10 protein-coding genes are annotated in these 11,917 nt (G+C 56.2%); 4 read left to right on the forward strand and 6 right to left on the reverse strand.

Annotated elements, in window-relative coordinates:
* Nucleotides 1-97 precede the first annotated feature (97 nt).
* Complete coding sequence (gene uvrB / locus ACMV5I_RS23005; RefSeq protein ID WP_024483112.1) at nucleotides 98-2,110, reverse strand: excinuclease ABC subunit UvrB; 2,013 nt, start codon at nucleotides 2,108-2,110, stop codon at nucleotides 98-100.
* A gap of 1,064 nt (nucleotides 2,111-3,174) precedes the next feature.
* Between uvrB and ACMV5I_RS23010 the strand changes: the two genes are divergently transcribed.
* Nucleotides 3,175-3,885 (forward strand): ABC transporter ATP-binding protein, encoded by a 711-nt coding sequence (locus tag ACMV5I_RS23010; protein ID WP_414825324.1) that lies wholly within the window; start codon nucleotides 3,175-3,177, stop codon nucleotides 3,883-3,885.
* A 26-nt stretch (nucleotides 3,886-3,911) separates the two neighbouring features.
* On the opposite strand, the gene bioD is transcribed toward ACMV5I_RS23010, so the two are convergent.
* Genes bioD through bioB form a run of 4 tightly spaced genes read right to left on the reverse strand, consistent with a single transcriptional unit; the run spans nucleotide 3,912 to nucleotide 7,524 of the window.
* Nucleotides 3,912-4,592 carry a dethiobiotin synthase gene (gene bioD, locus ACMV5I_RS23015; protein WP_202809708.1) on the reverse strand — a complete coding sequence of 227 codons (681 nt, stop codon included), beginning with the start codon at nucleotides 4,590-4,592 and terminating at the stop codon, nucleotides 3,912-3,914.
* Nucleotides 4,585-5,352: a malonyl-ACP O-methyltransferase BioC gene (bioC, locus tag ACMV5I_RS23020; RefSeq protein ID WP_414825325.1), complete on the reverse strand. Its 768-nt coding sequence runs from the start codon at nucleotides 5,350-5,352 to the stop codon at nucleotides 4,585-4,587. The genes bioD and bioC overlap by 8 nt, the downstream gene beginning before the upstream one ends.
* Nucleotides 5,336-6,487, reverse strand: coding sequence for an 8-amino-7-oxononanoate synthase (gene bioF / locus ACMV5I_RS23025; RefSeq protein WP_202726989.1), 1,152 nt, complete (start codon nucleotides 6,485-6,487; stop codon nucleotides 5,336-5,338). Before bioF ends, bioC begins: the two co-directional genes overlap by 17 nt.
* Nucleotides 6,487-7,524, reverse strand: coding sequence for a biotin synthase BioB (gene bioB, locus ACMV5I_RS23030; protein WP_024530545.1), 1,038 nt, complete (start codon nucleotides 7,522-7,524; stop codon nucleotides 6,487-6,489). The genes bioF and bioB overlap by 1 nt, the downstream gene beginning before the upstream one ends.
* A 91-nt stretch (nucleotides 7,525-7,615) precedes the next feature.
* On the opposite strand from bioB, the gene bioA reads away from it, so the two are divergent.
* The gene (gene bioA / locus ACMV5I_RS23035; protein WP_414825326.1) at nucleotides 7,616-8,890 is read left to right on the forward strand and encodes an adenosylmethionine--8-amino-7-oxononanoate transaminase; all 1,275 of its coding nucleotides are present in this window, start codon (nucleotides 7,616-7,618) and stop codon (nucleotides 8,888-8,890) included.
* Between the two features lie 75 nt (nucleotides 8,891-8,965).
* Nucleotides 8,966-9,448, forward strand: a complete 483-nt coding sequence (locus tag ACMV5I_RS23040; protein WP_414825327.1) for a kinase inhibitor — start codon at nucleotides 8,966-8,968, stop codon at nucleotides 9,446-9,448.
* A 43-nt stretch (nucleotides 9,449-9,491) separates the two neighbouring features.
* On the opposite strand, the gene pgl is transcribed toward ACMV5I_RS23040, so the two are convergent.
* Complete coding sequence (gene pgl, locus ACMV5I_RS23045; protein WP_121606227.1) at nucleotides 9,492-10,487, reverse strand: 6-phosphogluconolactonase; 996 nt, start codon at nucleotides 10,485-10,487, stop codon at nucleotides 9,492-9,494.
* Between the two features lie 155 nt (nucleotides 10,488-10,642).
* On the opposite strand from pgl, the gene ACMV5I_RS23050 reads away from it, so the two are divergent.
* Nucleotides 10,643-11,464, forward strand: coding sequence for a pyridoxal phosphatase (locus ACMV5I_RS23050; RefSeq protein ID WP_074027957.1), 822 nt, complete (start codon nucleotides 10,643-10,645; stop codon nucleotides 11,462-11,464).
* The last annotated feature ends 453 nt before the right edge of the window (nucleotides 11,465-11,917 follow it).

Genomic DNA, 11,917 nt, shown 5'->3' on the forward strand with positions numbered 1-11,917 from the left:
CTACTCGTCTCAATACTTGGGGCGCACACCTTAATCAGCAAACGGGCGTACGGCAAGAAAATTTACCGGGGCGTGCATACCACGCCCCTTGGGTTCATTATGATAGCGCGATAAATTGCTCGCGCAGCTGGTGGATTTCATCACGCACCGCAGCGGCCTGCTCGAACTCCAGATTCTGTGCATGAGAATACATCTGTGCCTCCAACTCCTGGATTTTTTGCTCCAGCGCTTTGGGGGTGAGCAGTTGGTATTGCGCCGCACTCTCTGCCGCTTTGCCCTTCCCTTTGTGCTTGCCACGGCTGCTTGGTTGCCCAAGCTGCAGAATATCCGAAACCTTCTTGTTCAGGCCCTGAGGTACGATACCGTTGGCTTCGTTATGCGCCTGCTGCTTGGCACGGCGGCGTTCCGTTTCGCCGATCGCCTTGGCCATGGAATCGGTGATCCTGTCGCCATACAGGATCGCTTTACCGTTGAGGTTACGCGCCGCTCGGCCAATGGTCTGGATCAGTGAACGCTCAGAACGCAGGAACCCTTCCTTGTCTGCGTCCAGGATCGCTACCAGCGACACCTCTGGCATGTCCAGGCCTTCCCTTAACAGGTTGATGCCCACCAGCACGTCAAACTCACCCAGGCGCAAATCACGGATGATTTCAACACGTTCTACCGTATCAATGTCCGAGTGCAGATAACGCACCCGTTCCCCGTGCTCTTCCAGGTATTCTGTCAGATCTTCAGCCATGCGTTTGGTCAACGTGGTGACCAGTACGCGCTCATTGATGGCCACTCGCTTACGGATCTCGGAAAGCAGATCGTCCACCTGAGTGGTGACCGGGCGCACTTCCACGATCGGATCCAGCAGGCCAGTTGGGCGCACCACCTGATCGATAATATCGCTGCCGGATTTCTCCAGCTCATATTTGCCCGGCGTGGCGGACACGTAGATGGTCTGCGGTGCCGCAGCGGCAAACTCTTCAAAACGCATCGGCCGGTTATCCAGCGCCGAAGGCAGACGGAAGCCGTACTCCACTAGCGTCTCTTTACGCGAGCGGTCGCCTTTAAACATGCCGCCAATCTGCGGGATGGTGACGTGGGATTCATCTACCACCAGCAATCCGTCTGCTGGCAGGTAGTCGAACAGGGTTGGCGGTGGCTCGCCCTCACCGCGCCCGGAAAGATAGCGCGAGTAGTTTTCGATACCGGAGCAGTAACCCAACTCGTTCATCATCTCCAGATCGAACTGGGTACGCTGCGTCAACCGCTGCTCTTCCAATAGCTTGTTGTTTTCCAGCAGCACTTTGCGCCGCTGGGCCAGCTCCACCTTGATCTCTTCCATCGCCTGCACGATACGTTCACGCGGGGTAACGTAGTGAGATTTGGGATAGATGGTAAAGCGTGGCACCACCTGCTCAATCTGGCCAGTTAGCGGATCGAACAGGGACAGGCGTTCGACCTCTTCGTCAAACAGCTCAACGCGCAGCGCCAACTCGTCCGATTCCGCCGGGAAAATGTCGATCACTTCGCCACGTACGCGGAAGGTGGCACGCTGGAAGGCCTGATCGTTGCGGGTATATTGCAGCTCGGCAAGACGGCGCAGGATTGAACGCTGATCGATGATCATGCCCTTGGTCAGGTGCAGCATCATTTTCAGGTACAGATCCGGATCGCCCAGGCCGTAGATGGCGGAAACCGAAGCCACCACCACTACGTCACGCCGCTCCAGCAGCGCTTTGGTGGCCGACAGGCGCATCTGTTCTATATGTTCGTTGACCGAGGCATCTTTCTCGATAAAGGTATCGGAGCTAGGTACATAGGCTTCTGGCTGGTAGTAATCGTAGTAGGAGACAAAATATTCCACCGCATTCTCGGGAAAGAACTCTTTCATCTCGCCATACAGCTGCGCCGCCAGGGTCTTGTTGGGCGCCAGCACCATGGTGGGCCGGTTGAGATCGGCAATCACATTGGCGATGGTAAAGGTTTTACCCGAGCCGGTCACCCCCAGCAGCGTTTGGTGCGCCAGGCCGTCTTCCAGGCCCTCTTCCAGCTTTTGGATGGCTTGCGGCTGATCGCCGGCCGGTTTGAATTCGGAATGCAGTTTGAAATGTTTGCTCATATCCCCATCATCTTTCAGGTTTGCGGCCAGGCGGTAGCGGCCTAATTATGGAAAGACCGGAATATTTCCGCCAGTGCCCATGATACTGGATATAAAACCAGCTTCAAGCGGATTTACGCTATTGCGTCCGTTAACGGGGCGCGAACGCACCAGCAAGGTGACAATACCATGACATTTTTATTGTCAATCACCCTGTTATCCCCAGATTGCGTCACGAATTAACTTTTGGCCGTGATTTCGCTGAAAAACCGCCCATCGGCACGTTAACGATATCCGTTGGCTTGATTTTAAATAACCTATTGATATTAAATTAATTTAATAAAAAGACGAGAATGCGGACAACCTGCGCACAACCCGCGCCCGCTCTCTGTTCACACCGCTTTTCTAAGTATAATGCACAAGGTTATCCACAGGAATAGTGGATAACTCTCACTACCCCACGGGGGACGGGAGTTGCGGAAAGAACGCTTTTCCCAATGAAACGTTAACGGAGCCGGTTTTTTAGTTATTTTTTTACAATAATTCTGCTTTGGTTATGCCGATTAATGCTAAAAGCCGTGATAACGAAAACACTCTTTTCGCTATTTTGCTTTTCAGGGGTTGCAAGTTGCGGCAACAACCTTTAGGGCTTGCACCAACAGCTTGCCATGCCGCACGCTAACGGTGCAAAAAACGCCCAAGTTAACCTTCTGGCCCTGGCAGAGCCCCCTGCGTACCGGGCCCAAATACAGTTAACAAAACAGTAACAAACCGTTTTTTTTGTTGCGCAACACCTGATGGCCTGGGAATTGCATTTCCTGATCCGGGGGCGTTACCTTGCAGAAGAACTGGCAAATTCTGGCGAAAACCGGCCACAGCCAGCTCGGTTATCTTCGGCGAAAAAGTTCATTGCATACCAAAAACCCCCCTAGAGCCGCCAAACGACCGGTAGCGGCCATTTTCCAATTTTTAGCCTGAGCCGCGATTAGGGTAATCAGCACAGCATTTTCCACACCCGGGAGAGACACCGCTTGCTGCGGTCAACGTTATCCATACGTGAATATCGGTCTTGGAGGAGATGCCAAATGTTAAGCTTAAGGGCGGTAAACCAATATTATGGGCAACAGCATACGCTGTGTGATGTCAGCCTTGAGTTACCTCGTGGGCAATGCACCCTGTTGCTTGGCCGCAATGGAGTGGGCAAAACCACGCTGATCAATTGCATCATGGGACACCTGCCGATCGTCAGCGGCAGCATGACCTGGCAGTTGGCGGATGAGCCACCGCAAAACCTGTTGCCACAGCCGGTAGAAAACCGGGCGTTACTGGGCATTGGTTACGTGCCACAAGGGCGGCAAATCTTTTCCCAACTGAGCGTAGAAGAGAACCTGCAAGTGGCCTTGCTGGCCGGGCGTGGCAAGGTCCGCCGTATGCCCCCCATCATTTACAATCTGTTCCCCCGGCTGCAGGCGATGCGTATGCGCCGTGCGGGTGACCTGTGCCAAAGTGAGCAACAGCAGTTGGCATTAGGCCGCGCTTTGATGCTGGAACCGGAACTGCTGATCCTGGATGAACCCACCGCCGGTATGTCACCTTCCCTGGCGACGGAGATCGGACAGGTGCTCCGTAAGCTGAATCAGGAGTTGGGCATGACCATTTTGCTGGTTGAGCACCAACTCCCCTTTGCCCGCCATCTGGCAGACCGCTTCTGTCTGATGGATAAAGGCCGTAGCGTGGCAAATGGCACACTGGGGCAGTTGGATGAAGGGCTGATTGATACCTATCTGACAGAGTGATTCTGGCCCCTCCGTGGGCCATCAGGTTAAGGGTTCAACCTGGTTAAATCGAGATACTGTCCCAGTGCCTGCTGCTCTACCTGCGGTAAATGTGGGATCTCGCCCAACAGGGGCGCGGGCAATAGGCGGCAAAGAGTGGCAAGGTACTCTTGATGTCGTTTTCCCGGCAGGGTGACGTCATTGGCGATCCAGCCTGCCAGAGTCAAACCTGACTGTTGGATCGCCAGCGCAGTCAATAGAGCATGATTGATGCAGCCCAGCTTGATGCCCACCACCAGGATCACCGGCAATTGCTCCTGCTGCACCCAGTCGGCAAAGGTTTCATGCTCAGAAAGCGGCGTAAACCAACCGCCTGCGCCCTCTACTAAAAGCCAGTCTGCACGTTGCTCAAGATGACGTAAACCAGTGGAAAGCCGTGTTAGCGAGATGGGCCGTCCTTCGGCCTGGCTGACGATATGCGGCGAGGTCGGTTCGGCAAAGGTGTAAGGATTCACTACGGCGTAATCCAGCGCTACGCTGCTGTTTCTCTGCAGCGACAGCGCATCGCCGTTACGCAATCCTTCATCGGTCATCTCACTGCCTGACGCCACCGGTTTATAGCCAGCACAGCGCCATCCCGCCGCGCTGGCGGCCTGTAGCAAGGCGCTGCTGGCCACGGTTTTGCCCACTTCGGTGTCGGTTCCAGTGACGAACCAGCGCTTAATCACGATAAATTACTCCATAAGCCAGATGATAACTGAGAGGAAACTGCCCGTCCCGGCAAGGATAAGCAGCCTGCAATGCGGCAAGCCTCTGGCGGGAAAGCAGGCCAGCCTCGCGCCCTTGGTGCAGATGAGTCGCACCGATGCCCTTTAGCGATCGCATCAGCGTCATCACGTCGGGATAATTGAGCGTTTGCCAATCTGCCGTAAGCTGGTGCCGATAGGGATGACAGGCGGCGGCGATGTTAGCTGGCGGCAGGAAGTCATTAACATGACGCTCGCCATCGACTTGCTGCCAGGCGTCGCCTAACTCGTGTAAAGCCCCTTGTACCAAAGTAGAAAACAGGATCAGTCCACCGGGCCGCGTCACCCGATACAACTCAGCCAATGCCAGAGGCAGATCGCTGCACCACTGCACCACCAGGCTGCTAAAACAGATATCCACCGAGGCGGTCGGCAAAGGGATGTGTTCGATATCCCCCAGCAGATAGCGATCCGCCGCTTGCTGCTGGCGGGCAAAAGCCAGCATGCCCGGAGCCAGATCCAGCGCGCTGACCTGCTTGCCCTGCTCGCGCCAACGACGGCTGAAATAGCCCGTGCCGCAACCGGCATCCAATACCTGTTGGCCAGGATGAGACAGCCCCATCCCCAGTAAGCGTTCACCAACCTCCCGCTGCAGCACCGCTGCGGTATCGTAACTCGCCGCTGCCCGGCTGAAGGCGGCGGCCACCGCCTGCTTGTTCACCGTATCAATGGCAGACGTCATGCAGTACCTCCAGCAGGCGATCGATATCCTGCGGTTGGTGTGCCGCAGTGAGCGTAATACGTAACCGCGCCCCCCCCGGCGGCACCGTCGGCGGACGGATGGCGCTGACCCACAATCCCTGCTCTCGCAGGCGCTGCGCCAAATCCAGCGCCTGTTGGTTATCTCCCACCAGCAACGGTTGGATAGCGGTATCCGACGCGGTTAGCGTTAACGGCAGACCCGCCACCCCGGCACGAAAATGCTGGATGTGTTTTTGCAGCCGACTACGTAGTTCATCCCCTTGCTGAATACAGCTTAACGCCGCTTGCAAGGCACAGGCTTGGGCGGGCGGCATCGCAGTGCTGTAAATCAGATGGCGGGCGAACTGCAGCAGATATTCCGCCAACGGTTCATCGCAGAGGATCGCCGCGCCGCTGACGCCGAATGCCTTGCCAAAGGTGACGACCAGCACTTCCGGGCGTACACCTTGCTGCCAGCAACTGCCGCGCCCCTGCTCGCCACGTACGCCAATGCCGTGCGCATCATCCACCATCAGCCAGGCACCTGCTTGCTGCGTCAACCGATGTAGTTCGGCCAACGGTGCGCTATCACCGTCCATGCTGAACACCCCTTCGGTGATCGCCAACTGTTGGCCTGCACAGGTTTTTTGCAGCAAGGTGGCCAATGCCTGGGGCTGGTTATGCCGAAAGCGCCGCAGTTGTGCCGGTGAGTGAGTGGCCGCTTCCAATATAGAGGCGTGGCTGAGCTTATCCGCCAGAATGCGATCGTCGGCCTGCATCAGGGCCGCCAGCAATGCCTGATTGGCCGCGTAGCCGGAAATAAACAGCAGCGCCCGCGGGTAGCCTAGCCACTCTGCCAGTTGCTGCTCCAGCTCATGATGAGCATGGCAAAAACCGGTGACGTGACCGGAACCGCCACTACCCACACCGTAGCGCTGTGCCCCCTGCTGCCAGGCGGCGATCACCTCAGGATGTTGGCTCAGGCCCAGATAGTCGTTACCGGAAAAATTCACATAGCGCTGGCCGTCGAGTTGCAGATAGCGGCCATTACCGCCTTGATTCACCTGCCGTTGGCGATAAGCGGCTGCTCCTCGCCGCTCCTCCAGCGCCTGTTCGATCCGTTGCTGCCAGCTCATTACAGCGCCGCGTTGTAGAATTCAGCGGTATCGGCGTGCAGCAACTGCTCGGTCAGCACCTGCTGCTGCTGATTGTCACCCTGTTCGGTGGCGGTTTGCTGCGGATTCAGGCCCAGCTTGCGGAACAGTTGCAGATCCTTGTCCTCTTCCGGATTGGGCGTGGTCAGCAATTTGCAGCCATAGAAGATGGAGTTGGCCCCGGCCATAAAGCACATCGCCTGAGTTTGCTCGCTCATCTGTTCACGGCCTGCCGACAGGCGGACATAGGACGTCGGCATCATGATGCGGGCAATGGCAATGGTGCGGATAAAGTCGAACGGATCGACGTCGTCATTATCGGCCAATGGCGTACCTTTCACCTTCACCAGCATATTGATCGGCACGCTCTCCGGCGGCTTGGGCAGATTGGCCAGTTGCACCAACAGCCCCGCGCGGTCACGCACCGTTTCGCCCAGCCCGACAATCCCACCAGAGCACACTTTGATCCCGGCGTTACGCACCTTATCCAGGGTATCCAGACGTTCCTGATAGCTGCGGGTGGTGATGATATTGCCGTAGAATTCTGGTGAGGTGTCCAGGTTATGGTTGTAATAATCCAGCCCCGCTTCGGCCAGCCGTTCTGCCTGCGCGCCATCCAGCGTGCCCAGCGTCATGCAGGTTTCCATCCCCATCGCCTTGACGCCCTGCACCATCTGTTGCAGATAAGGCATATCGCGCTCGTGCGGGTTTTTCCAGGCGGCCCCCATACAGAAACGGCTCGAACCGGCCGCTTTGGCCTTGCGCGCCGATTCCAGCACCTGTTCCACCTGCATCAGCCGCTCGGATTCCAGGCCGGTTTTGTAGCGCGAACTTTGCGGGCAGTACTTACAGTCTTCCGGGCAGGCACCGGTTTTGATCGACAGCAGCGTGCTGACCTGCACCTGTTGCGGATCAAAATGTTGGCGGTGAACGGTCTGTGCTTCGAACAGCAGTTCGAGTAAGGGTTTATCAAACAGGGCCTGGGCTTGCCCCACTGTCCAGCGAATGCGGTCGGCCATTTACGGCGTCTCCAAAAGGGAAAAAAGTGTCGTCAGTGTAGAGTTTGCGATTATACTGTCAACCATTCTGTTAAAATTTGGTTTACGGTTAATGTCTGTTTCTCCCTACGATATTGAATTCGATCGACGCCACATCTGGCACCCTTACACCTCCATGACCCAGCCCTTGCCTTGCTATCCGGTGGTGTCCGCCAGCGGCGTCGAGCTGCAACTGGACGATGGCCGCCTACTGGTGGATGGCATGTCTTCCTGGTGGGCGGCGATCCACGGTTACAATCATCCACAGTTGAATCAGGCAGCCGTACAGCAGTTGGAAAAAATGTCGCACGTGATGTTCGGTGGCATCACTCATCCCGCCGCTATTGAACTGTGTCGCAAGCTGGTAGCGATGACCCCGGAAGCTTTGCAGTGCGTATTCCTGGCAGACTCTGGATCGGTGGCGGTCGAAGTGGCGTTAAAGATGGCGCTGCAATATTGGCAGGCCCGTGGTGAACGGCGGCAACGCATTCTGACCTTACGCCATGGCTATCACGGCGATACCTTTGGCGCGATGTCGGTCTGCGATCCGGACAACTCCATGCATAGCCTGTATCAGGGCTATTTGGCCACCCACCTGTTTGCCACCGCGCCGCAGTGCCGTTTTGACCAGCCTTGGGACGAACAGGACATTGTGCCGTTTGCCGAATTACTGGAGCAGCACGCCGGGGAAATAGCCGCGGTGATCCTGGAGCCAGTGGTGCAAGGAGCCGGTGGGATGCGGATCTATCATCCAACCTATCTGCAACGCGTGCGGGAGCTATGCGATCGCTACCAAATCCTGCTGATTGCCGACGAGATCGCCACCGGTTTTGGCCGCACTGGCAAACTGTTTGCCTGTGAACATGCCGACGTGGTGCCGGATATTCTTTGCCTGGGCAAAGCGCTAACCGGTGGCTATATGACCCTTTCCGCCACCCTGACCACGCGCCACATCGCAGAAACGATCAGTAACGGGGCCGCAGGCTGCTTTATGCATGGGCCAACCTTTATGGGCAACCCGCTGGCCTGCGCCGTCGCCTGCGCCAGCCTGACCTTGCTGGAGGAAAATCACTGGCAACATCAGGTCGCCGCTATTGAAACACAGCTTAAACAGCAACTCTTACCGCTGGTGGCATCACCCAAGGTGGCCGACGTGCGGGTGCTTGGGGCAATTGGCGTGGTGGAGATGCATCAGCCGGTGGATGTGGCGTTGCTGCAACTCGGATTTGTCGAACGCGGCGTGTGGATCCGGCCGTTCGGTAAACTGATCTACCTGATGCCGCCTTATATCATTTCGCCAGAACAGCTCACTCGGCTTACGGCAGCAATCGCCGCAGCGGTGGAGTAACGGTTTTAAGGTTGTATTGTGGCGGCAAACCGATCTAGCTTAGGGGTTCGGTATTTTAGACAACTGGGAGTCATTATGGCTTTTCGTTTGTACAGCAACGATCTGCAAGACGGCGCAAAAATGCCTGAACGGCAGGTATTTAACGGCATGGGCTACCACGGGGATAACCTCTCCCCTCATCTGGCCTGGGAAGATGCACCGGCGGGCACCAAGAGCTTTGCCATCACGGTTTACGATCCCGATGCCCCTACCGGCTCCGGCTGGTGGCATTGGGTCGTCGCCAATATCCCGGCAAACGTACATGAACTGCCGCAAGGTGCAGGTTCCGGCAAACCGGGGCTACCCGCAGGCTCAGTGCAAACCCGTACCGATTTCGGTAAGGCCGGTTACGGTGGCGCGGCTCCGCCGCAGGGTGAAAGCCATCGTTATCAGTTCACCGTGCATGCATTGGACGTGGAAAACATTCCAGTGGATGCAGAGGCGAGCGGCGCTATGGTCGGTTTTAACATCCACTTCCATAGCCTTGGCAAAGCGACGTTGACGGTAAAATACAACTGAGAAACGTTGAGGGGCGGAGCACTTCGCCCCGATTTTTAACCCACTATTTTGCCAGCACGCTCACCCACATTGGGCCTTTGCCCACCGGGTAACGCGCCAGGTCCGTCAGCTCGCCGCTGTCTTGGTCAATCTGATACACGCCAATATGGCCAGATTTCTGCCCTGCCGCAATCACGAAGCGACCACTGTGATCGATGTTGAAACCGCGTGGCTGTTCTTCTGTGGCATGGTGGCCAACCACCGCAATCTTGCCGCCATCTTCCGACACGCTGAATACGGTTAAAATGCTGGCGGTGCGATCGCTGGTATACAGGAAACGGCCGTTTGGCGTGAGGTGGATATCCGCCGCCCAACGCGTGCCGGTGAAATCCGCAGGCATCATATCCAGGCTTTGCACCAGCGTATATTTGCCACCGTTGGCTTCGATGGCGAACACGTCCACCGTGCCATCCAATTCATTGACGCAGTAAGCGAATTTATCGTTGCCATGGAATGCCATATGGCGAGGGCCTGCTCCGCTTGCCGTTGCTACGGCCTCTTGGCCGTGTGGCGTCAGTTGGCCCTGCTGGCTCAGATTGAACAGGCGGATGCGGTCTTCTTTCAGGCACGGCACCAGCAGCAATTGATTGGTCGGGTCAATATTGGCCGAATGCGGCGCGGTCAGGCCATCGATCTGCTGGGTAGGCGCAAGCACCACACCATCATGGCCAATCGGGCTGATGCTGGCACAGTTGCCGCTGTAAGAGGCGGAGAACAGATAACGGCCCTGCAAATCGGTGGAAATATGGGTTGGGCTGCCTGGCAGTGGTGCCATCCCAGCCTCATGCAACGTGCCATCTTCCGCGATACGGTAGCTGACAATGCCAAACGCCGGACGCACACCAACATACAGATGAGTCTTGTCCGGGTGGATCGCCATCGGCTGTACCTGCCCCGCGACCTCGACCGTTTGCAGCAGCGCCAGTGCGCCCTTGTCGTCTAACTGCCACACGTGGATCTGCTGGCTCTCCGGGCTGGCGACATAAACGATTTGCTTCATTTGCTCTCCTTAATGAGAAAGGGTAACCGGTTTCAGTTTGTTCTAGCTTACGCGACATTTGTGACATGGCAACCCTGGCAGGTTACGCAGTTTTATCGAACGGTTATCCGGTGTACCATCGAGGTAATTTTCTTGCTAACTATAATGAGACCGCTATGAGCTACCGTGTTATTGCCCTCGATTTAGACGGCACTTTGCTAGACAACCAGAAACGTATCTTACCGCAGTCGCTGGCCGCACTGGAGGAAGCCCGTGCCGCCGGGGTGAAAGTCGTGGTGGTCACCGGCCGCCATCACGTGGCTATCCATCCGTTTTATCAGGCACTGCAAATCGATACGCCAGCCATTTGTTGTAACGGCACCTATCTGTACGACTTCCAGCAGAAAAAGGTACTGGCTTCCGATCCGCTGGCAAAAGAGCAGGCCAAGCAGGTACTGCAACTGCTCAAGCAAAACGATATTCACGGCCTGATGTATGTTGACGACGCCATGCTTTATCAGGAGACAAGCGGTCATGTGATCCGTTCGCTGGCCTGGTCAGAGACTTTGCCGGTAGCCCAGCGCCCAACGTTGTTGCAGGTCAACAGCCTGATGCAGGCGGCGGATGACGCGCAGGCTATCTGGAAGTTTGCCACGTCACATAGCGATCTCCCAGCGCTGCGCAGCTTTGCCGAAATGGTAGAAAAAGAGCTGGGTCTGGCCTGTGAATGGTCCTGGCACGATCAGGTAGACATTGCCAAAGGCGGTAACAGCAAGGGCAAACGCCTGCAGCAATGGGTGGAGTCACAGGGGTTGAGCATGGATCAGGTGGTCGCCTTTGGTGACAACTACAACGACCTGAGCATGCTTGAAGCCGTTGGGCTGGGCGTTGCCATGGGTAATGCCGATAATGCCATCAAGGAACGAGCGGATCTGGTGATTGCCGATCACCTGCAGCCGGGTATTGCCGAGGTTATCCGTTCTCGCGTGTTGAATTAAAAAGATACCCCTCACCCTAACCCTCTCCCACAGGGAGAGGGAACCGATCGAGTGGGCTGAAAGTATCGTGATCCTTCATGATCACCTGCTGATTCACCTTGGATGAAGGTGCGATCGCAGTTGCTGAAATGACCTATTTACGACCAAAATAGGATCGTGACTCTTCATGAGTACCCGTTGATTCACCTTGGTTGCAGAAGCGACCTCCATTGCTAAGATCATCTCTTTACTTCCAAAAGAGCAGGGGCTAATAGTTCCCTCTCCTTTTTGGGACCGATCGAGTTTGCTGAGATGACCTCTTTATTTCCACAAGAGCAGGGGCTAATAGCTCCCTCTCCCTGTGGGAGAGATACCGTCTTGTCGGCTATCCGGCAAGCGGTATTTCCGCATTAAATGTCTTTCCTGATTTCACCACACCATAGGCCAGTTGCAGCAGTTTTCGCATCGCCGCAC

It is taken from the genome of Serratia sp. T13T92 (genome assembly GCF_047530105.1).
GTDB classification, from domain to species: domain Bacteria; phylum Pseudomonadota; class Gammaproteobacteria; order Enterobacterales; family Enterobacteriaceae; genus Chania; species Chania fonticola.

Coding starts and splice junctions, on each gene's coding strand:
- uvrB (WP_024483112.1), bottom strand. CDS start 2,110: ATGAGCAAACATTTCAAACTGCATTCCGAATTCAAACCGGCCGGCGAT.
- ACMV5I_RS23010 (WP_414825324.1), top strand. CDS start 3,175: ATGTTAAGCTTAAGGGCGGTAAACCAATATTATGGGCAACAGCATACG.
- bioC (WP_414825325.1), bottom strand. CDS start 5,352: ATGACGTCTGCCATTGATACGGTGAACAAGCAGGCGGTGGCCGCCGCC.
- bioF (WP_202726989.1), bottom strand. CDS start 6,487: ATGAGCTGGCAGCAACGGATCGAACAGGCGCTGGAGGAGCGGCGAGGA.
- bioB (WP_024530545.1), bottom strand. CDS start 7,524: ATGGCCGACCGCATTCGCTGGACAGTGGGGCAAGCCCAGGCCCTGTTT.
- bioA (WP_414825326.1), top strand. CDS start 7,616: ATGTCTGTTTCTCCCTACGATATTGAATTCGATCGACGCCACATCTGG.
- ACMV5I_RS23040 (WP_414825327.1), top strand. CDS start 8,966: ATGGCTTTTCGTTTGTACAGCAACGATCTGCAAGACGGCGCAAAAATG.
- pgl (WP_121606227.1), bottom strand. CDS start 10,487: ATGAAGCAAATCGTTTATGTCGCCAGCCCGGAGAGCCAGCAGATCCAC.
- ACMV5I_RS23050 (WP_074027957.1), top strand. CDS start 10,643: ATGAGCTACCGTGTTATTGCCCTCGATTTAGACGGCACTTTGCTAGAC.